18 protein-coding genes, 1 tRNA gene and 1 riboswitch are annotated in these 20,863 nt (G+C 69.9%); of the genes, 13 read left to right on the top strand and 6 right to left on the bottom strand.

The window, feature by feature from the left end:
• The first annotated feature begins 74 nt into the window (after positions 1–74).
• The 7 genes from IM689_RS06235 (at position 75) to IM689_RS06205 (ending at position 8,144) form a co-directional block, all read left to right on the top strand.
• A complete protein-coding gene (locus IM689_RS06235) occupies positions 75–2,030 on the top strand; it encodes a serine/threonine-protein kinase (protein WP_193643329.1) in 1,956 nt (651 codons plus the stop codon).
• An 86-nt stretch (positions 2,031–2,116) separates the two neighbouring features.
• Positions 2,117–3,670, top strand: a complete 1,554-nt coding sequence (locus IM689_RS06230) for a threonine/serine exporter family protein (protein WP_193643328.1) — start codon at positions 2,117–2,119, stop codon at positions 3,668–3,670.
• A gap of 227 nt (positions 3,671–3,897) precedes the next feature.
• Positions 3,898–4,043, top strand: a riboswitch (cyclic di-AMP (ydaO/yuaA leader).
• An 8-nt stretch (positions 4,044–4,051) separates the two neighbouring features.
• Positions 4,052–4,768 (top strand): transglycosylase family protein, encoded by a 717-nt coding sequence (locus IM689_RS06225; protein WP_193643327.1) that lies wholly within the window; start codon positions 4,052–4,054, stop codon positions 4,766–4,768.
• A gap of 206 nt (positions 4,769–4,974) precedes the next feature.
• Positions 4,975–5,047: transfer RNA gene (locus IM689_RS06220), tRNA-Thr, on the top strand.
• A gap of 343 nt (positions 5,048–5,390) precedes the next feature.
• Positions 5,391–6,320: a restriction endonuclease gene (locus tag IM689_RS06215; protein ID WP_193643326.1), complete on the top strand. Its 930-nt coding sequence runs from the start codon at positions 5,391–5,393 to the stop codon at positions 6,318–6,320.
• A 461-nt stretch (positions 6,321–6,781) separates the two neighbouring features.
• On the top strand, positions 6,782–7,096 hold the full coding sequence (locus tag IM689_RS06210) for a hypothetical protein (protein WP_193643325.1): 315 nt from the start codon (positions 6,782–6,784) through the stop codon (positions 7,094–7,096).
• Between the two features lie 115 nt (positions 7,097–7,211).
• The gene (locus IM689_RS06205; RefSeq protein ID WP_193643324.1) at positions 7,212–8,144 is read left to right on the top strand and encodes a phosphatase PAP2 family protein; all 933 of its coding nucleotides are present in this window, start codon (positions 7,212–7,214) and stop codon (positions 8,142–8,144) included.
• Here the strand turns inward: IM689_RS06205 and IM689_RS06200 are convergent.
• Genes IM689_RS06200 through IM689_RS06175 form a run of 6 tightly spaced genes read right to left on the bottom strand, consistent with a single transcriptional unit; the run spans position 8,104 to position 13,139 of the window.
• Positions 8,104–8,868 (bottom strand): SDR family NAD(P)-dependent oxidoreductase, encoded by a 765-nt coding sequence (locus tag IM689_RS06200; protein WP_193643323.1) that lies wholly within the window; start codon positions 8,866–8,868, stop codon positions 8,104–8,106. The two genes, IM689_RS06205 and IM689_RS06200, sit on opposite strands and share 41 nt — an antisense overlap.
• 60 nt (positions 8,869–8,928) lie before the next feature.
• Positions 8,929–9,999 carry an ABC transporter ATP-binding protein gene (locus IM689_RS06195; protein ID WP_193643322.1) on the bottom strand — a complete coding sequence of 357 codons (1,071 nt, stop codon included), beginning with the start codon at positions 9,997–9,999 and terminating at the stop codon, positions 8,929–8,931.
• Positions 9,996–10,841, bottom strand: coding sequence for a molybdate ABC transporter permease subunit (gene modB, locus IM689_RS06190; RefSeq protein WP_193643321.1), 846 nt, complete (start codon positions 10,839–10,841; stop codon positions 9,996–9,998). Before modB ends, IM689_RS06195 begins: the two co-directional genes overlap by 4 nt.
• A 5-nt stretch (positions 10,842–10,846) precedes the next feature.
• Positions 10,847–11,599 carry a molybdate ABC transporter substrate-binding protein gene (gene modA, locus IM689_RS06185; protein WP_227484566.1) on the bottom strand — a complete coding sequence of 251 codons (753 nt, stop codon included), beginning with the start codon at positions 11,597–11,599 and terminating at the stop codon, positions 10,847–10,849.
• Positions 11,596–12,468: an SGNH/GDSL hydrolase family protein gene (locus IM689_RS06180; RefSeq protein ID WP_193643320.1), complete on the bottom strand. Its 873-nt coding sequence runs from the start codon at positions 12,466–12,468 to the stop codon at positions 11,596–11,598. Before IM689_RS06180 ends, modA begins: the two co-directional genes overlap by 4 nt.
• Complete coding sequence (locus tag IM689_RS06175; RefSeq protein ID WP_193643319.1) at positions 12,465–13,139, bottom strand: uracil-DNA glycosylase; 675 nt, start codon at positions 13,137–13,139, stop codon at positions 12,465–12,467. The genes IM689_RS06180 and IM689_RS06175 overlap by 4 nt, the downstream gene beginning before the upstream one ends.
• A gap of 202 nt (positions 13,140–13,341) precedes the next feature.
• Between IM689_RS06175 and IM689_RS06170 the strand changes: the two genes are divergently transcribed.
• From IM689_RS06170 to IM689_RS06145, 6 genes are all read left to right on the top strand, one after another.
• Positions 13,342–13,620, top strand: a complete 279-nt coding sequence (locus IM689_RS06170) for a DUF3263 domain-containing protein (RefSeq protein WP_047312307.1) — start codon at positions 13,342–13,344, stop codon at positions 13,618–13,620.
• Positions 13,621–13,864: 244 nt separating this feature from the next.
• Entirely contained in the window at positions 13,865–15,502 is a 1,638-nt protein-coding gene (gene groL / locus IM689_RS06165) for a chaperonin GroEL (protein ID WP_047312306.1), read from the top strand.
• Positions 15,503–15,900: 398 nt separating this feature from the next.
• Positions 15,901–17,526: an ABC transporter substrate-binding protein gene (locus IM689_RS06160; protein WP_193643318.1), complete on the top strand. Its 1,626-nt coding sequence runs from the start codon at positions 15,901–15,903 to the stop codon at positions 17,524–17,526.
• Positions 17,527–17,530: 4 nt separating this feature from the next.
• Entirely contained in the window at positions 17,531–18,535 is a 1,005-nt protein-coding gene (locus IM689_RS06155; protein ID WP_118913488.1) for an ABC transporter permease, read from the top strand.
• Complete coding sequence (locus IM689_RS06150) at positions 18,532–20,193, top strand: ATP-binding cassette domain-containing protein (RefSeq protein ID WP_193643317.1); 1,662 nt, start codon at positions 18,532–18,534, stop codon at positions 20,191–20,193. The genes IM689_RS06155 and IM689_RS06150 overlap by 4 nt, the downstream gene beginning before the upstream one ends.
• Complete coding sequence (locus IM689_RS06145) at positions 20,190–20,834, top strand: ATP-binding cassette domain-containing protein (RefSeq protein WP_193643316.1); 645 nt, start codon at positions 20,190–20,192, stop codon at positions 20,832–20,834. The genes IM689_RS06150 and IM689_RS06145 overlap by 4 nt, the downstream gene beginning before the upstream one ends.
• Positions 20,835–20,863 lie beyond the last annotated feature (29 nt).

Genomic DNA, 20,863 nt, shown 5'->3' with positions numbered 1-20,863 from the left:
CGAACGGGTTGCCACCGCGTGACACGGGCACGCCGATACAGCGGAAGTTCAAGGAGGCGCCCTACGGTGGGGTCATGACGCCTCTCGACAACGCTGGTGACGCCCGACGCGGCGGGCACCGTCTGCCCCGTCCGCGCCGCGCCGAAGCCGACGAGTCGACCCAGCGCACCACGTGGGGAGCAGCAGCGGATGGCGACGCCACGCGGGCGGCTCCGCCGCGCGATCGTGACGACGAGGCCACCCGCGTCAGTTCACGCCGCCCGGAGGGGAACGACCGGATGGTGGGGCGCTTCGAGATCGCGGAGAAGATCGGTGAGGGCGGCATGGGCGTCGTGTACCGAGCGATCGACACCGCCGACACGCGTCGTCGTGAGGTCGCCGTCAAGGTTCTTCGCCCGCACATCGCCTACGACCCCGATGCGCGCACGCGTCTCGCGCGTGAGGTCGACACGCTCGAGCGCGTCCACCACCCCAACGTCGCTGCCGTCATCACCGCCGATCCGCACGGCGAGCGTCCCTACATCGCCACCGAGTACGTACCCGGTGACCCCCTCGACAAGGTGGTCGACGAGCGCGGTCCCCTGGGCGCGGAGGAGATGGCCGACCTCGGGCGCAGCCTCGCCGACGCCATTCGCGCCATCCACGCCGCAGGTGTCGTCCACCGCGACCTCAAGCCGAGCAACGTGCTCATGGTGGGTCGACGCCCCGTGCTCATCGACTTCGGCATCGCGCACATCGCCGACGACGCGCGCCTCACCTCGACCGGCCTCGTCATGGGTACCCCCGGCTACCTCTCGCCGGAGCTCGTCGAGGGCGCCCCGGTCTCCACGTCCACGGACTGGTGGGGGTGGGCGGCAACGCTCGCCTTCGCCGCCCAGGGGGAGCCGCCCTTCGGGCGCGGGCCGATGCCGGCCGTCCTCGACCGCGTGACGCGGGGGCAGGCCAACCTCACCGGCGTCGACGCGCGTCTCCGGCCGCTGCTCGCGGCCGCACTCAGCCCCGTGCCGGGGGAGCGACCCTCGGCCCGCGAGGTCGTCGAGCAGATGGAGCGCTACGCCCGGGGTGAACCGACGACGGTCGTTCCGGTGCGCTCACCTGCACCTTCGACGCCCGCTCCTGCGTCCACCTCGGTCATGCCGGTGGTCGACGCCACCCGCGTCGCGCCGGTCAGCGAGCGTCCTGCCTCGCAGCGTCAGCAGCAGGCACCTCAGGGGGCGGGTGCGTACGGCCAGTTCGGACAGCCGAACGGCCAGCACCAGCAGATGCCGCCCGGCGCCCAGGGGCAGCAGGCCCGCCCGATGTCGCCGCAGCAGAACCCGTACGGGGCTCCGCAACAAACCGGGGCCCGCCCCTACGGCCCGGGTGCGGCGGTCAAGGCGCAGAGCCGCCCCGGCGAGCACGACCCCCGGATCAACCTGCCTCCCCGCTCGGGCACGCTCCAGGCGATGTTCCTCCTGTGGGTCGGTGTCACCGCGCTGGTGCCCGTCGTCGGACTCGTCCTGCTCATCGTGTGGAACGTCGCGGCGCGTTTCAGCGACTCGACGATCACGCAGACCGTCCTTCGCCGCTACGAGGCCGGGCGACGAAAGAGCGACGGCGCCGTCGCCGTGGCCAGTTCGCCCTGGCATCTGCTGCGCGCTCTCGTCTCGACGCTCGCGGCCCTCGTGCTCCCCGCACTCGTCTTCGCGTGCGTCGGTTCGCTCGTGGCCATCGGCTGGGCCATGGTGCGCGGTGACGGCGTCGCACGGGCGTGGTGGGCACTGCCCATCGTCGCGGGGGCCGTGGCGGGTCAGTGGACGATGTGGCGCGGCGCCGGGTCCGTCGGCTATCGCCGTGGTTCACGTTCGGTCGTGCGGGCGCTCGTCCCGGAGTCGGCCGGCAGGATCGTGGCGCCCGCGCTCGCCGGTCTCGGCCTGTTCATGCTCGTCGGCTCGTTCATGCAAGGCGGCGACATCTCCTGGGTTCCGCTCACCGGCGGCATCACCGATCCGCTCGCGGAGTACCTGCCGGCGTCCGGCCTCGGCAACTGATCCGCTGACGCTTCGGGCCCCGTTCCACAGCCCACCCACAGCGCGGGCCCACGGTCGGTCGAGGCCCACGAACTATTCTTCGAGGCATGGCGCAGTACGGACGGGATCAGTCGAGCACGGGGCCCAACCCCTCGAGGGACTCGTCCAGCACGTCGACCCCGGGGTTGCCGCCACGGATGCGCTTCCTGCGCAGCGAGCCGGTCACCGAGCCGCTGCCCATCGCCGACGCGCTCAAGCGCACGCCCTATCGCGACCCGAACGTCATGGGCGGGCCGGACGACGACACCGAGCAGCAGAAGGCGCTCGACATCGCCGCCCGTGTGGGCGAGTTGCTCCTCCGCTGTGGCGCGAGCACGCGTGACGTCGAGGCGAGCGTCGTCGCCGTCGCGGCATCCGCGGGTCTGCGCCGCCTCGAGGTCGACATCACGAACCAGTCCTTGTTGTTGCAGAGCCCGTCGACGAACGGCCGTCAGCCCCTCACGATGTTGCGTGTCGTGCGCTCCTCGACGCGCGACTTCTCTCGGCTCATGGCCGTGCACCAGTTCGTCGAGTCGCTCGTGTCCGGTGGCCTGGATCTCGACGAGGCGACGAAGAAGCTGAAGCGCATCCAGAGGATGCCGCGCCTCTACCCGCGGTGGCTCGTCTCGGTTGCCTTCGGTGGTCTCGCGGCATCCGTCGCGACGATCCTCGGCGGCGGCTGGATGGCCGTCGCCGTCGCGTTCGTCTCCGCCGTGCTCGTCGACCGAGTGGGCCGACGCCTGAGCAACGCCGGCGTCCCCGCCTTCTACGGCGCCGCCGCCGGCGGTCTCATCTCGACGGCCCTCGCGTGGTTCGCCTACATGTCGCACCAGAGCCGCGTCGTGGGGGAGTTCGTTGCCCACAACCTGCCCGGCACGATGTCGACGGCCGACTTCGCCTATGCCATCTCGGGCGGCATCGTCGCGCTCCTGCCCGGTCGTCAGATGGCCTCCGCGGTCGAGGACGCCGTCACCGGCTACCCCGTCACGGCGTCGGGTCGTGTTCTCACTGTCATCCTGGACTGCGCGGGAATCACCGTCGGCGTCGGTGCGGGACTGGCGCTGACGCTGAACCTCGACCGGGCGCTCGACCTCAGCCTCCAATCGCCCGGCTCCCTGCGCTTCGACATGCCGCCCACGGCCCTGCTCCTGCAGGTGGCGTGCGGTGCCATCGGTGCGGCGTGTGCCGCCGTCACGATGCGCTCCCGCGTGCGGATGCTCCTGCCGACAGCTGCGGCGGGAGCCCTCGGCGTCGTCGGGGTTGCGCTGTTGACGCGTTATGTCGGGATCGGGGCGACGACGGCCACGGCGGTCGCTGCCGTCAGCGTCGGGTTCTCGGCGCGGCTCGTGGCGCTGCGCCTCGGTGCGCCCGCCCTCGTCATCGTCATGCCGGCGGTCTCGCCGCTGCTGCCGGGCCTGCGGATCTTCCGGGGCATGTACGAGTCGGTCTCCGGGTCGGTCATCGGCGCCACCAAGGTGGCCCAGTCCGGCGTGGGTGTGACGACGATGCTCGGCGCCGTCGGAGTGGCGCTCGCGATCAGCACCGGACTGGTGCTCGGCGACGTGCTCTCGGCCCCGCTCGACAAGCCGCTCGTACGCCGTCGACGAGCCCGCCGGCGCTGACAACACGCTGATTTTGTGTGATCTGCATCACATTGCGGGCCCAAAAGGCCTGATCTGTCAAGAAGTTACCGCGACCTGATTGTTACGTAGGTCTCTCGTCCCGTAACGTTCCCTTCGCTGTGCACGATGTATTTCTCGTGTCGTCACGGCGACATGAGAACTCAACACAACCACTTATTCAGTGGGCGGTGCACACGCCAAACCTCGTCTGGCACCGCCGTTCCCCCGCAAATCGCGGGCTGAAGACGAGGGTGGGGGACCCACTTCCGACGCCGCCACGGCGAGCGTCTCGGGGTGAAGCCGGTCCTCGCCGGCCGGGCACCTGACTGCCCGAACCCGACAGCTCACCTCACAGGCGTACGTCAGGAAAGGACACTCTCCATGGGTTACACCCCCAAGCACGTCGCTGCTTCCGAAAGCACCACCGGCCGCAAGGTCGCAGGCGTGGCTCTCGCCGGTGCCGCCACCGTCGGTGCCGGCCTCACGCAGGCCTCCTCGGCCTCCGCCGCCTCGGTCTGGGACCGCGTCGCTCACTGTGAATCGACCGGTAACTGGCACATCGCCAACGGAAACGGCTTCTACGGCGGCCTGCAGTTCACGCAGCAGACCTGGCAGGGCTTCGGCGGCGGTCAGTACGCCTCCTCCGCTCACCTCGCCACCCGCGAGCAGCAGATCGCGATCGCTGAGAAGGTTCTGCGCGTGCAGGGCCCCGGCGCATGGCCGGTCTGCTCGGTTCGCGCCGGTCTGACCCGCGCGACCGGTGGCGCATCGGCCGCTCCGGCCGTGACGCAGACGTCGCGCTCCACCGCCCGCTCCGCTGTCGTGTACTCGCAGGGCGGCAAGCTCGCCGTCGACGGTGTTCTCGGCCCGCGCACGGCCCGGGAGCTCCAGGCTTGGGTCGGCACGTTCCGCGACGGTGTTGTCGGCGTCCAGACGAAGAAGGCCCTGCAGCGCAAGGTCGGCGTGTACGCCGACGGCATTGTCGGCCCGCGCACCGTTGCTGCGCTCCAGACGAAGGTCGGCATCTCGCGCGACGGCGCCAGCTACCTCAACGCCCGCACGGTTCGCGCTCTGCAGGCTTACCTGAACAACCACTGATCGGTTGATCCAGGGCTGACGGGCCCCGCCGCTTTCGAGCGGCGGGGCCCGTCTCGCGTACCTGGGTACCTTCGCTCGATTTGGTAGCGCCATCTCACTGACGGGTCCACGCAAAAAACACCGGGGAACGGGGGCTCGGGTTCGGCCCGGCCGCTGACCCGTGTGCAGGTCCGATAAGATCGCGTGGTCGCCCGCGAGGGTGGCGTGCTGGAGTGGCGCAATTGGTAGCGCACCTGTCTTGTAAACAGGTGGTTGTGGGTTCGAGTCCCATCTCCAGCTCTGCCCGGAATAGCAAGGATTTTCGGCCCTCTCGGCGGCGAAGGTTCCGAATGTGTCCCTTGGTGGTCCATCCCGTTTCGAGACTTCGACGGAGGTCGCGCGAGCATGACCAAACGGTGAGCGGCGCTCGCCTAGCTGACTCCATCCGGCGAGTGTGAGGAGTTTCTTCACTAACTCAAGCGCGCCTCCGGCGAGCCGGCGGGCCTTCGGCCCGCCGCCGTGCCGAGCCCGCTCGGCACAGACGAGGGCGGAGCCCCGTGAGGAGCCCCGCCCTTTCGTCCTGCACTAAACGCCACGGTTGCTAGAGTGCCGCCTCACAGCCACCTGTCGGACGGAGCCAACCGTGTCGGTCCCCACCTACGAGGACATGATGCGTCCCGTCCTGGAGATCCTCGCAGCGAATGGCGAGACCCAGTTCCGGACCATTCCCGACCAGGTTGCCGATGTCATGCACATGAGCGAGGCCGACCGCGCCCAAAAGATCGGCAGCGGCCAGCTGGTGGTGACCAATCGAGTCGGCTGGGCCATCACCTACTTGGTGCAGGCCGGAGTCGTCTCGCGACCTCGACGCGGATACGCCGAGATCACCCCCCGTGGTCGCCAACTCCTGAGCCAAACGGCCGGGCCAATCTCCAATGCCAACCTTGCGCAGTTCGACGAGTTCCAAGAGTTCCGACGTCGCAGCCGCAAGCCCAACCGCGCCCAGGGCGAGACCGACGCCGTCACCACGACCGACGAAGTCGTAGCAGACGCGGATACCCCCAAGGAGATCATCGACGCCACCGTCGCCACGGTCCACGGCGCCCTCGTCTCCGAGATCCTCGAACGCGTCACGCAGCTCTCGCCGAAGGACTTCGAATCCCTCGTTCTGAAGGTCCTTGGCGCGATGCAATACGGGACAGCGGGTCACATCGAGTCCACCGGCGACAGCGCCGACGCTGGGATCGACGGCGTCATCAGCCAAGACCCGCTCGGCCTCGATTGCATCTACGTCCAAGCGAAGCGCTACTCACGAGACCGCACCGTGGGCCGTCCCGCCATGCAAGCTTTCGTCGGAGCACTCCAGGGCCAGCAGGCCGACCGAGGCGTCTTCATCGCCACGTGCACCTTCACCCGTGAGGCCCTCGACTATGCCGACCGCGTGGGGGTGCGCATCATCCCCATCAACGGCATCGAACTCGCCGAACTCATGCTCAAACACCGGGTCGGCGTGCAGACGGACTACGTCGCCACCCTGCTCCGGCTGGACGAGGACTTCTACGACTCGCTCTGAGCGCACGTCACCTTCACGCCTCCGACCCTCCGCTCCACTCTCCGCCCACCTCCGGACCGCATCAAGGGCGCTCCCGACACTGCGTGATGGACTCCTTCCACCCTTGACCCGGCCACTCCGGCAGGCTCCTCTGCTCCGCTACAGGGTCGGCGGCTAGATCCGGCCAGCCACCCCTCACGCCTCCTCTGTGGTCCCGAGAAGGGCCGATCCAGCCCGAGACGGCCCGCGCATGCACGCGAATACCGTTGGAAAAACAGGGATTCCGAGTCCCAGCAGTACCCAGCCGAGGAGCCCCGCAGGGAAACAGGTGGTTGTGGGTTCGAGTCCCATCTCCAGCTCGCGGAATCCGCCTCGCGTGGCTCTTTGTGTGTCCATTTCTTCGGCGGCTCCTTGGGTGGGGGGGCTGCCCCGGGCGCGGGGGTGTCGAGGTGCGGCTCAGGGTCGTTTTCTACGATGACGACATGAACCTCAAGCCTGCAGCAGACGTCCAGACCGCACCCCTCGCAGCGCTCGGCCTCGTCGGGGGGTACCTCACGGCCCGCGAGACCCAGATCCGCCCGCTCGGCGGGGTCGTCCTCGCGCTTGCCGGTGGGTACGCCGCGCGCACCTGGGTTGCCAAGGCCGGCGCTGCGCAGGCTGCCGCCCTGGGTGCCGTCTACCTCGGGGGCTTCGGTGCCTCGCACCCGCTTGCGAAGAAGGTCGGAGCGTGGCCGGCCGTGCTCGGCGTCGCCGCAGCCTCCGCGGCCGCGTCGTACGCCCTCGCCGACCGCCGCTGATCTCCGCACACGCCCGAGCCGCCCGCGGCGCACCGATCGAGCGATGCGGGCGGCTCGTCGTGCCTACGCCCGATAAACTCGGGCGATCTGTCACCCGGCACGAGGAGGTGCCCCCGTGAGCGCGGAGCGTCCGTCGTCCAAGGCACCTGCCCCGTGCGCCGAGCGCCTCGACGCTGCGGGCGACGACCTGCTCGGCGAGGACGCCGCCGCCCCACCGCGCTGGGTGCGCAACCTCGCGAAGCCCGTCGGTGGGCGTCCTGCGCTGCTGCTCGAGCTGTTCATCTTCTGGATGTTCTTCCAGTACTTCAGCTACGCGCAGGAGCACATCCGCGGAGGCCCGATCGAGTCCGTGCGCCACGCGCACGAACTGTTCGATCTGGAGAAGGCGCTCCACATCGACGTCGAACTGTGGCTCAACGAGGGCCTCGCCGCAGTGCCGCCGCTCGCCATCGCGGCTGGCTACTACTACGGCATGGTGCTCGCCACCGTGCCCATCACGTTGGCGCTCGTGTGGTGGTTCAACCCCCGGGGTTTCCGGCGACTGCGGCGCCTGCTCATCGCGACGACGCTGCCGAGCCTGCTCGTCTTCTGGCTCCTGCCGATGGCGCCCCCGCGCTTCGCCGTGGCAGGCATCGTCGACATCAACGCCGTCTACAACATCCTCGGGGGAGCGCTCGCGCGCGATCCGTCACGCTCGGCGAACCTCTACGCGGCCATGCCCAGCCTGCACTGTGCGTGGTCGACGTGGGTGGCCTACGCGCTGTGGAGCACGTGGCGTCACACCCGTCCGACGTGGGCGTGCCTCGCGTGGCTGTTCCCGGCCATGACCTACTGGAACGTCATGGCCACGGGCAACCACTTCGTGCTCGACATCGTCGGCGGCGTCGCGCTGTTCCTCATCGCCCTCGTCATCGTCCGGGTGGTCAAGGGCGCCGAGGAGCGCATCTGGCAGCACGAATCGGACGGCCCCGCCAGTTCGCGCGCGACAGTCGCCGCCTCCGACTTCCTTACTTCGGGGGCATCCGCAGAGCCCCGTCGAGGCGGATGACCTCGCCGTTGAGCAGTCCGTTATCGACGATGTGGGCCACGAGCGAGGCGTACTCGTCCGGGCGACCCAGACGCGACGGGTGCGGCACGGCCTGACCGAGCACCTCACGTGCAGCCTCTGGGAGTCCGGCGAGCATCGGCGTCTCCATCGTGCCGGGAGCGATCGTCATGACGCGCACGCCGAGATCGGCGAGGTCGCGCGCTGCCGGCAGCGTGAGGCCGACGACGCCGCCCTTGCTCGAGGCGTAGGCGGCCTGGCCGATCTGCCCGTCGTAGGCGGCCGCGCTGGCCGTCATGACGACGACGCCGCGGTCGCCGTCGACCGGCTCGTTCGTCGCCATCGCCTCCGCGCAGAGGCGAAGCACGTTGAACGTGCCGACGAGGTTGATGTCGATGACCGTCTTGTACTGCTCGAGTGCGTGCACACCCTTGCGGCCCAGGATGCGGCCCGGCGTGGCCACGCCGGCGCAGGACACGGTGATGCGGAGTTCCCCGAGCTCCGTGGCTGCGGTGACAGCGGCCTGTACCTGGGCCTCGTCGCGTACGTCGGCGGCGACGAAGCGGGCGCGCTCGCCCAATTCTGCGGCGAGTGCTTCGCCCTTCGACGAGGGCAGGTCGACGATGACGACGCCCGCTCCGGCGTCGTGCAGGCGGCGGGCGGTGGCCTCCCCGAGGCCCGAGCCGCCACCGGTGACGAGGGCGACGGTGTTCTGCGTGATGTTCATGCCTCGAACCCTATCGACTGGCGAAGCGGCTTTGTGGGCTGCGTCACGCCCGCCCGAACCTCAGTGGTAGAGGGTCACCTCGGTGGCCTTCACCGTGGCGTGGACGGGTACTCCGGGTGCGAGTGAGAGGTCGGCGACGGCGTCGAGCGTCACGTCCGCGACGAGGTCCGCGTCCCCCGTGAGGTGCACGCGCGCCGAGGTGCCGGTGTGCTCGATCTGCGCGACGCGCACCGCCCACGTGTTGCGCGGGGAACCCTCGGGACGGCTCGGCCACAGAGACACGGAGCTCGGCGCGAATGCGGCGAGGTGCTCAAGAACGCCTGCCGGGGGGTGCTCGCCCCCGGCGGCCGTGATGCGTGCACCGTCAGCGGTGACGAGCGTCGCGCCGTCGACGACGTGCCCACGCCACAGGTTGAGCCCCACGAGGCGCGCAGCGAACGGGCTGCGCGGACGGCGTACGACCTCGCTCGGCGTGCCGCCGTCGCTGAGGTGACCGCCGTCGAGGAAGACGAGGCGATCGGCGAGGGTGAGCGCTTCGACGGCGTCGTGCGTGACGAGAAGGGTCACGACATCCTGTTGGTCGCGCAGACGCTCGCCGAGGAGCGCCCGTAGGTCGTCGCGGCCCCGTGCGTCGATGGCGGACAGCGGTTCGTCGAGCAGGAGGACGCTCGGGTCGAGCGCCAGAGCACGCGCGAGCGCGACTCGCTGGGCTTGGCCGGAGGAGAGTACGTCCGGACGTCGCCCGGCGAGGTCAGCGGCAAGGCCGACGCGGCTGAGTTCTTCACGCGCTCTTGCTCGCGCAGCCTCTTTCGAGGCCCCGCGGGCCCGCAGCCCGAACGCGACGTTGTCGAGGGCGCTGAGGTGGGGGAACAGGTCACCGCGAGCCGTCATCATCCCGACGCGGCGGGCGCGTGGCGGCAGGTGCCGTGCGCCGTCGTCCCAACGCTCGCCGCCGACGTGGAGGGCGCCCTCGGCGAGGGGCGTGAGTCCGGCGAGCACCTCGAGCAGCGTCGTCTTGCCGCTGCCGTTCGGCCCGAGAACGCCGATGACCTCACCGGGTGCGGCGTCGAGCGCAGCGTGGAGGACGAAGTTGCCGCGACGGGTGGTGCCGGCAAGCGAGAGGCCGGTCATCGGCGCTCACCTCCCGCGCCCACCCAGTGACCCCGCAGCAGGGCGAGCAGGACAACGCAGAGGGCGAGCATGAGCGCCGCGAGCGCCGTCGCGGCGTCCTGGCTGATGTCGAGGGCTTGGTAGACGGCGAGCGGCCCCGTCTGAGTGCGCCCGGGGTAACTGCCCGCAAACGTGATCGTGGCCCCGAACTCGCCGAACGCGCGTGCCCACGCGAGCGTCAGTCCGGCGAGGAGGCCGGGCAGCGTCATCGGCACGAGGACGTGGCGCAGCGTGAACCAGCGGGAGGCGCCGAGCACTTCGGCGGTGCGGCTCCAGCGCGCGTCGAGGCCGCGGAACGCGCCCTCGGCGGCGAGGACGAAGAACGGCATCGCGACGAACGTTTCCGCCATGACGACGCGGACCCACGAATAGGGCACCGGCTCGCCCGTCACAGCCGTCACGGCGCGTCCGAGCAGCCCCGAGCGCCCCCACGCGTCGAGCAAGGCAACGCCCGCGACCACCGGCGGCAAGACGAGGGGCACGGTGACGACGGCCCGCGTCCAGGCGGCGGCGCGGCCACGCAGGCGGGAGAGCCACCAGGCGAGCGGAGTGCCGAAGAAGGCAGCGAGCAGCGCCGACGTCACGGTGGTGCGCAGCGAAAGCCACAAAGCCTCGCGGGCACCGGCAGTCGTGAGGTCGTCGAGGAGGCTGCCCCAGCGCACCTGCGCGAGCAGCGCGACGAGGGGCAGAACGATGAAGAGCAGAGCGACGACGGCGAGTGTCACGAGCACGACCCCGCCGCGGTCACCCGTGCCTGCGCTCCTGCGTGCAGGCGGGGGAGCGCTTGCAGTCTCGTCGCTCATCGTCGTCAGCCGGGCAGGCCGAAGCCGTTGCCCTGCAGGACTCGTCGCCCTTCGTCGCCACGCACGAACTGCGCGAATCCCTTCGCGTCGGCAGTGTCGCTCCACGCCGTGATCGGCAGTGTCGTCGTGGCGTTCGAGGCCGTCGGTACCTCGACGCCGCTCACCTTCGAGCCTGCGCTCGAGGCGTCGGTGGCGTACACGAGCGCCGCCTCCGCGTCACCGGCGACGACCTTGGCGAGCGTCGCCTTGACGTCCTTCTCGTAGCTGACGACGTGTGGCGCGACCCTCGCCTTGGTGAGGGCCTTGTGGGCAGCGCGACCGCACGGCACCTCCTTGGCGCACAGGACGGTGTCGACCTTCGCGAGGTCGGCGAGACCCGTGACGTGGGCGGGGTTCCCGCGGGGCGTGACGATCTCGAGACGGTTCGTGGCGAACGGCGTCCACGTCTTGCCCTCGGCCACGTCCTTCGGCAGCTTCTTCGGTGCCTCGGTGTCGGCGAGAGCCACCACGTCGGCCGGGGCGTCGTGGGAGAGCTGGGTGACGATCGTCGAACTGGCCGCGAAGCTCACCTCGACGTGGGTGCCGGGGTGGACCTTCTCGTAGGCGCGCGCCAACGTCGTGAACGACTCCGTGAGCGACGCGGCGGCAAGCACCGTGACGGTCTTGTCGTCGCCCTCTGACGCGCCGCAGCCGCCGGCACCCATGGCCAGCGCTGCTGCAACCGGCACACTCATGAGGCGCCATGCCCGTGCCGTCATGCCTCGTCGTCGACCATCAACGAGCGGGCCGTCAGAAGATCCACGGGCGTGAGTTCGGGACGCTTCGGGAGGCGACCGTCACCGGAACTCGTGCCCTTGATACGACGTTCCACCCACGGAGCGAAGTACTGGCGCGCCCACTCGGCGTCCTCGGCGACGCGCTGGCGCACCGGCTTCGGAGCCTGCGCCGGCAGGTGGGCGAGCCACTCGCCGGTCGTCGGAAGCCCGAGCGTCCATGCCGCCTGCTGCGCGACGCGCTTGTGGCCTTCGGCGGAAAGGTGCAGACGGTCGACGGACCACATGCGCGGATCGCGCAAGGGGGTCATCGACCACAGATCGAGCACGTAGCAGTCGTGCCGCTGCGCGATACCCCACAGGTTCGCAAGGTGCCACGTGATGCGCGGGCGCAGGCGCGTCATGATCTTCGACGCGGCGGGGTTGACGAGCGTCGCCAGCAGGACGTCGGAGCCCGCCTCCTTGAGGCGGACGACGGCGTCCTCGATGCCGGCCGCGAGATCGTCGAGGTTGACCGACGGGCGCATGATGTCGTTGCCGCCGCCCACCATGCTTACGAGGTCGGGCTTCATCGCGAGGGCCGCGTCGAGCTGGGGGCCGATGACGTCCGCGAGTAGTCTGCCGCGCACCGCGAGGTTGGCGTACTCGAGCTTCGCGCCCCGCTCCTCCTGCTGCATCGCGATGTCGACGGCGAGGCGATCAGCCCACCCGAGGTAGGCGTCGTCTTCGCGGGGGTCGTGGTCGCTCATGCCCTCGGTGAAGGAGTCACCGATGGCGACGTACCGGTGCCAGAGCAGACCGTGGTGCGTCTGTTCGGATGCCTGAGCCCCGGGCGCGGGGAGGTCGTTCGTCATGCAATACGCCAATCGATCGTGTGGGTTCCGAGCTGCTCCAACAGCTCGTTCGTGCGGCTGAAGGGCTTGCTTCCGAAGAAGCCGCTGCGCGCGGAAAGCGGTGAGGGATGCGCGGATTCGACGGTCGGGGTGTCGCCGAGGTGCGGGGCGAGTGAGCGGGCGTCGCGACCCCAGAGGATGGCGACGAGGGGCTGCTTGCGCTCGACGAGCGCCGTGATGGCCTGCGCCGTGACGTTCTCCCAGCCGTGACCGCGGTGGCTTGCGGGCTTGCCGGGCTGAACGGTGAGGCAGCGGTTGAGCAGGAGCACGCCCTGGTCGGTCCACGCGCTCAGGTCACCGTGTTCGGGCGGCTCGATGCCGAGGTCGTCCTTGAGTTCTGCGTTGATGTTCTGCAGGCTGCGCGGGATCGGGCGGACGTGCGCATCGACGGCGAAGCTGAGCCCGATCGGGTGCCCCGGCGTCGGGTACGGGTCCTGGCCGACGATGAGGACGCGCACGTCCTCGAACGGCTGGGTGAACGCTCGCAGGACGTTCTCGCCCGCCGGCAGGTACCCGCGCCCGGCGGCCACTTCGTCGCGCAGGAACTGCCCGGCAGTGGCGATGTGGTCGGCGACCGGCGCGAGGGGTTCCACCCAGCTGGGATGTACGAGTTCGTCATACGACTGCGGCATGCCGCCAAATCTATCGCGAGTCGATTCACCGCGCGGCGTGCTCCGAACGGGCCAGAGCTCGAGCGTCTTGCACGTGGATGGTCGGTTTGGGTGAAGATGCGCGCGACGTCGGCGTCATCTTCAGCCAAACCCGCCATCCACGCGCCTTTGTCCAAGGCCCTCGTGTTCGGGCGGGCAGGAGGCGACGATCTACCCTGGTCGCATGCCCGTCATCGAGACCCCTGCAGGTGCCCGCGTCCCCGGTGACGACGAGGCGCCCGGGCTGAGTGAACGAGACCGCGCCATGCTCGCCTTCGAGCGCGAGTGGTGGAAGCTGCCCGGCGCTAAGGAAGCCGCCATCAAGGAGCGCTTCGGCATGAGCGCGACGCAGTACTACCAGCAACTCAACGCCCTCGCCGACACGGCCGAGGCGCTCGCGGCCGACCCTCTACTCGTCAAGCGCATCCAGCGCCGTCGCGCCTCACGCCGTCGCACGAGCTGAGCGCCCACCCCGACGTGCGTCTGCCGCTGTGAGCGAACACGGCGGTCGCAGCCCCGTCGCCGTTTGCACTCGCAGGGGGCGAGTGCTAATCATGGCCTTAGCACTCTGAACATGAGAGTGACAAAGACCTGACTGCATGAGTGAGGGTTCGGGGCTCGCGCGACATGACCGCGCGAACGATCGGGCTCGTCCGTCGCGGGCGCTGGTGCGGTCACTACGTACGTCACGTGGAGGAGCCACGCACATGGCCAAGACCATTGCTTTCGACGAGGAGGCCCGTCGCGGCCTCGAGCGCGGCATGAACACCCTTGCCGACGCGGTGAAGGTGACGCTCGGCCCCAAGGGCCGCAACGTCGTCCTCGAGAAGAAGTGGGGCGCACCCACGATCACCAACGACGGTGTCTCCATCGCCAAGGAGATCGAGCTCGACGACCCGTACGAGAAGATCGGCGCGGAGCTCGTCAAGGAGGTCGCCAAGAAGACCGACGACGTCGCCGGTGACGGCACGACGACGGCCACCGTCCTCGCGCAGGCCATGGTGAAGGAGGGCCTGCGCAACGTTGCGGCCGGCGCCAACCCGATGGCGCTCAAGCGCGGCATCCAGCAGGCCGTCGACGCCGTGAGCAAGCAGCTGCTCGACCACGCCAAGGAGATCGAGACGAAGGAGCAGATCGCTGCTACCGCGTCCATCTCCGCCGCTGACCCGCAGATCGGTGAGCTCATCGCCGAGGCCATGGACAAGGTCGGCAAGGAAGGCGTCATCACCGTCGAGGAGTCGAACACGTTCGGCCTCGACCTCGAGCTCACCGAGGGTATGCGCTTCGACAAGGGCTACATCTCGGGTTACTTCGTCACCGACACCGAGCGTATGGAGGCCGTCCTCGACGACCCGTACATCCTCGTCGTCAACTCGAAGATCTCGAACATCAAGGACCTGCTGCCGGTTCTCGAGAAGGTCATGCAGTCGGGCAAGCCCCTCATGATCATCGCCGAGGACGTCGAGGGCGAGGCCCTGTCGACGCTCGTGGTCAACAAGATCCGCGGCACGTTCAAGGCCGTTGCCGTCAAGGCTCCGGGCTTCGGTGACCGCCGCAAGGCCATGCTCGGCGACATCGCCATCCTCACGGGCGGCCAGGTCATCTCCGAGGAGGTCGGCCTCAAGCTCGAGACCACCGAGCTCGACATGCTCGGCCGCGCCCGCAAGGTCGTCGTCACGAAGGACGAGACGACGATCGTCGAGGGCGCCGGCGACGACGAGCAGATCAAGGGCCGTGTTGCTCAGATCCGCGCCGAGATCGAGAACTCCGACTCCGACTACGACCGCGAGAAGCTCCAGGAGCGCCTCGCGAAGCTGGCCGGTGGCGTCGCCGTCATCAAGGCCGGTGCCGCGACGGAGGTTGAGCTCAAGGAGCGCAAGCACCGCATCGAGGACGCCGTTCGCAACGCGAAGGCCGCCGTCGAGGAGGGCATTGTCGCCGGTGGTGGCGTCGCGCTCATCCAGGCCACGAAGGACGCCGAGTCGGCCTTCGCCGGTCTTGAGGGTGACGAGGCCACGGGTGCGAACATCGTGCGCGTCGCCGCTGAGGCTCCGCTCAAGCAGATCTCGCTCAACGCGGGTCTCGAGCCGGGCGTCATCGTCGAGAAGGTGCGCGGTCTGACGCCGGGCCATGGTCTCAACGCCGCCACGGGCGAGTACGTCGACATGATCTCCTCGGGCATCATCGACCCCGCCAAGGTGACGCGTTCGGCTCTGGAGAACGCTGCGTCCATCGCGGCGCTGTTCCTCACGACCGAGGCCGTCATCGCCGACAAGCCCGAGAAGAACGCCGGCGGCGACGCCGCCGGTGCGGGTATGGACGGCATGGGTGGCATGGGCTTCTGACGAAGCGCGCATGCGTAGGTTGAGGGTCGTCCGAGCGAATGCGAGGGCGGCCCTCGGCCGTAGCGGAGTGCGAGGAAGAAGCCCAGATAGACATGGGCTTCTGACCCTGGGAGGCGAAGGTTGGGGGCTCGGCGAGCGAAGCGAGCCCAGCCCCCGGCCGTAGCCGAGCGGGTGTCAGAAGCCCAAATAGACATGGCTTCTGATTCCGGCAAGCCCACCCCTCGCGTGAAGCGGGCGATCACCTTCGGGTGGTCGCCCGCTTCGCTGTGCGCGTCGACCGGCGTGGTGGCGGCACAGTGACGCGTGCCTCACGGCCTATGTGCGACGTCGTCGCACCAGGGCGTTAGGGTAGGCCTGGGCCTCGGCGCTGGGGATTCTGGATCACAAGGAGTACGCACATGGTTCGCACGGCGAACAGGACGACCATCGCTGCGGCAGCGGCCGCGCTCGGAGTGGCTCTGGCGGGGTGCTCGGCGCCCGGGGGCTCCGACGGTGACAAGGCGTCGTCGACGAACCAGATCACGCTGGCAGATGCCGAGCCGGTCGGTCAGTACTACCCGGTAGCCGGTTACGGCGCGACGGGCGTTTCACCTGTGTTCGAGGGTCTCCTGCGTCCGTCGGCGCCGAACGACAAGGAGCTTCCCGACCTCGCGCCCGCGCTGGCCGAGTCGAAGCCGAAGGTGAGCGACGGCGGCAAGACGTGGACGGTGCGCCTCAAGAAGGGCGTGACGTTCCACGACGGCAGCGCCTTCGACTCCAAGGACGTTGCGGCCACCTACCGCGCGGTGCTCGACCCGAAGTCGGCGTCGCCGATCGCCGACGACTACCGCCTCATCGACAAGGTGGAGACGCCGGACGCCTCCACGGTCGTCTTCCGCCTCAAGGCGCCGAACGGCGGCTTCGCCTCGCGCCTGCTCCTCGGCATCGCGCCGAGCGAGAAGGTCACCTCGGGTGACGCGGCGAACTCCGAGCTCAACACCAAGCCCGTCGGCACGGGCCCGTTCAAGCTCCAGAGGCTCGCGCCGAACGAGGCCACGTTCGTGGCCAACGACAAGTACCGCAGCGGCAAGCCCGAGGTGGACAAGGTCGTCATCCGTCACGTCGAGGACGACAACGCCCGCATGCAGCAGGTCGTCTCCGGGCAGGTCGACGGCTCCGCGCTGCCGCCGCGCCTGGCCAAGAGCGTCGAGGGGCGTGACGGCCTCAAGGTCGCCGGTGTGCGCTCCGCCGACTGGCGTGGGGTTTCGCTGCCGGTGTCCGTGCCGATCACCTCCCAGCCCGAGACGCGCCGTGCGCTCAACATCGGGGTGGACCGCGAGGCGCTCGTCGAGAAGGTGCTCGCCGGGCGCGGCACCCCGGAGGTCAGCCCCATCACGAAGGTCTTCCCCCAGCGCGCCGACGTCGACTTCACGAAGGCCAAGGGTGCAGCCCGCAAGGCCGAGGCCGAGAAACTCCTCGACGAGGCGGGGTGGAAGAAGGGCGCCGACGGTGTCCGCACGAAGGACGGCAAGCGCGCCGAGCTGACGCTCGCCTACCCGGCGTCCGACACCCTGCGTCGCGAACTGGCCTCCGCCTTCGCCGACCAGCTGCGCGGCCTCGGCGTCAACGTGAAGCTGTGGGGCGGCAGCTGGGACGACATCGAACCCAAGATGCGCACGACGGCCGTCATGCTCGGTGGTGGCGACAACCCGTACACCGTTGACACCCAGGCCCACCGCGCGCTGCACTCGCGCGGTTCCGCGTCCGGGCCGTTCGACAACCCCGGCAACTACAAGAACGCGAAGGTCGACGCAGCTCTGGAGGCGGCACAGTCGACCTCCGACGAGACCGAAGCGACGAAGCAGTACCGCGCCGCGCAGGGCGAGTACGTCAAGGACCCGGCGTACGTCGTGCTCGCCACGCTGCACCACACCTACGCCTCGCGCGACAAGGGTTTCTCCGGCCCGGCCCCGATCGTCGAGCCGCACTCTCACGGCACGACGTGGGGCCCGTGGTGGTCGCTGGGCGCGTGGAAGAAGAATTGATCGCGTGAAGGAACTTCGTCGTCGGTTCGGGGAACGGCGTCACGAGATCGGCGTGCTCACGGCACGCCGTGCCCTCGCGACGCTGTTCGTCGTGCCCGCGGTGACGCTGGCGACCTTCGCGCTCGCGGCGCTCTCGCCGCTCGACCCGCTCGTCACCTATCTGGGTGACGGCTTCGAGCACACGGGTCGCGCCGAGCGCGACGCGATCAGCGACTCGCTCGGGCTCGATGTGCCGTTCTGGCAGACGTGGTGGAACTGGATGGCGAACGCCTTCACCGGCGACTTCGGTGCCAGCCACAGCCTCAAACAGCCCGTGACGACGGTGTTCGCCGAGCGCTTGCCGTGGACGCTGGGCCTGTCGGTCGTCGCGCTCGTCATCGCGCTGCTCATCGCCTTCGGCGTCGCCGCTGTCGCCGCGTTGCGCCCCGACGGTCTGCTCGACCGCGCGCTCGAACGGGTGACGCTGGCCCTGACGGGCATGCCTCCGTTCGTCATCGGTCTGCTCGCCGTCGCGCTGTTCGCGGTGACCCTGCGCTGGTTCCCGGTCGGCGGGCTCACCGAGCCCGGGCAGCCGGTGACGTTCGGCGGCGTGGTGCACCACATCGTCATGCCCGCGGTCGTGCTCGCCCTGAGCCAGGTGCCCTGGTTCGCCCTGGCCCTGCGCGAGTCCGTGCGTGAGGCGCTCGGGAGCGGCGCTGTGCGCGAGGCCCAGGTGCGCGGCCTCTCGCGCGGTGAGGTGCTGCGCGGCCACATCGCTCCCGTTTCCGCGGCCGCTCTCATCGCTCTCATGGGGGCGCGGTTGCCCGAGCTCGTCGTCGGCGCCCTCGTCGTCGAGGAGGTCTTCAGCTGGCCCGGCCTCGCCGACGCCACCGTGGAGGCAGCGCTGACGGCCGACTTCGCCCTGCTCGCGGCGGTCACCGCTGCCACGACGCTCGTCATGATGCTCGGCTCGTGGCTCTCGGATTGCGCCCTGCTCGTCGTCGACCCGCGAGCGCAGGTGGAGCGATGAGCACCCGAAGCGTCTCTGCTGGTTTGCGGCCTCGGCGCGGCCCGGCGATCGTTCTCGCCCTCATCGCCGCCTACGCCGTGTTGTGGCCGCTGCTCGCGTCGTCGGGGATGCGCGAGTCGAACTACGACACCGCCCGCACGGCTCCCGGCTGGCCGCATGTCATGGGCACCGACACTCTCGGTTTCGACGTGTCGGTCCAGGTGGCCGAGGCGCTGCGGGTCTCGCTCGTCGTCGCGCTCGGTGCGGCGCTCGTCGCGACCGTGCTCGGTCTTGCCGTCGGGACGGCGGCGGCCAGCCTCGGCGGGCGGGCTGATCGTCTGCTCATGCGCGTCACTGACGCCGTGGCCTCCGTGCCGCACCTTCTTGCGGCGATCGTCGTCGTCGCGATGTTCCGTGGCTCCGTCACGGCCATCCTCATCGCGCTTGCGCTGACGCACTGGCCCACCGTCGCCCGCGTGGTGCGGGCCGAGACGCAGGCCGTGCTCGCGTCCGACTACGTCGCGTGCTCCCGCGTCGCCGGAGCATCGTCGACGCAGATCGTGCGCCATCACGTCCTCTCCGCGGTGGCCCCGCAGACGGCGCTCGCCGTGACGATGCTCGTGCCGCACGCGATCTGGCACGAGTCGACCCTGTCGTTCCTCGGCATTGGTCTGCGCCCCGAACAGGCCAGCCTGGGCACGCTCATCGCCACCTCGCGCGCAGGGCTGCTCACCGGGCAGTGGTGGCCGCTCGTCTTCCCGTCGATCTTCCTCGTCGTGCTCACGTTGGCGCTGTCGTCGTTGTACGCCAAGCGCACACGTCGGGCTTCTGCGCCGCCCGCTTTGGTCGAGGCCGAGCAGGCTGGGTCGGCAGAGCCTTCTGACGAGGCGTCCTGCGCTCGCGATTCAGACCACCGCGCTGCGCTGCGCCTCGAGCACGTCAGCGTGCGCCGTAGCCGCGGCGAGCAGACGACGCTCGCGTGCGACGACATCAGCTTCGCGGTCGCGGCGGGGGAGGTGACGGCCCTCGTCGGTGAGTCCGGTGCGGGCAAGTCGACGCTCGTGGCGGCCTGCTGCGGTTTGGTGCCGCGTGACGCGCGCGTCGAGGGGCGCATCGTCGCGGGTGATGTCGTCGTCGACCCGCACCGTCCGGGTTCGGCCTCCGCGCAGGTGGGCCACGTTCCGCAGGACGTCTCGGACGCGTTCACCCCGACCCGGCGCCTTCGGGGGCAGATCGAGGAGGTGCACCGCCGTCATGACGGTGCACGTGACCTGGCCGAGCTCTGCGAGCTCGTGCACCTCGACGAGAACCTGCTCGAACGCTTCCCGCACCAGCTCTCCGGCGGTCAGCTGGCCCGCGCGGCGCTCGTCGCGGCGCTCGCCTCTGAACCCCGGGTGCTCGTGGCCGACGAACCGACGGCCGGCCTCGACCCCGAACTCGCCTCACAACTGCTCGCCGTGCTGCGTGGCATCGCGGACGACGCAGGCGTCGCCGTCCTCGTCGTGACGCACGAGATCGACGCCGTGCTGCGTGGCGACCTCGTCGACCGCGTGGCGGTGCTGCGTGACGGCGTCCTCGTGGCGCACACCGAGCCTGCAGCGTTGGCCACCGAGACGTCCGACGACTACCTGCGGGCACTCACGGCGACGGCGGCGCGCGTCGGGCAGGGGGAGCGATGAGTCTCGTGGCACGCCAGGTGGCGTACACCTACCCGGGCGCGAACGGCGCGCAGGTCGGTCCGCTCGACCTCGAAATGCGCCCGGGTGCCGTCACGGCCCTCGTGGGCCCCTCGGGTAGCGGCAAGTCGACACTCACGCGACTGCTCGCCGGGCTCCTCGCCCCGAGTGTCGGTGAGGTGCGCTGCGACGACGAACCCGTGCGTGCCGGGGGGCGGTTGAGTGGCCACACCGCTCTGCTCACCCAACACCCGCTCGCGGCGGCCGATCCGCGCATGCGCCTTGGCGACGCGATCCAGCTGGCGGCCCGTCTGCGCGGTCGGCAGGTCGATGCCGTGGCGCTCGCGGGGGAGGTGGGCCTCGACGGCTCGGTGCTCGACCGGTTGCCGCGTGAGGTTTCCGGCGGGCAGCTCCAGCGGCTGCTTCTCGCCCGAGCCCTCGCTCAGGGGCCGCGCTACCTCCTCGCCGACGAGGCCACGGCCCACCTCGACCCGATCACCTCGACGGCCATCGCTGACGCTCTCCGGCGTCGGGCCGCTGACGGGCTGGGCATCCTGCTCGTCACGCACGATCACGCCCTCGCCGCGTCGCTCGCCGAGCACCGCTACGCGCTCGACGCCGGCGGCCGCACGCTTTCGGCGTGAGTCGCTGAACCCTTCAACCCAGCCCTTGG

This window comes from Dermacoccus barathri, assembly GCF_015070805.1.
Taxonomy (GTDB): Bacteria; Actinomycetota; Actinomycetes; order Actinomycetales; family Dermatophilaceae; genus Dermacoccus; species Dermacoccus abyssi.
Note: the sequence above shows the minus strand (reverse complement) of the source record. Positions and strands in the feature narration are given on the sequence as shown.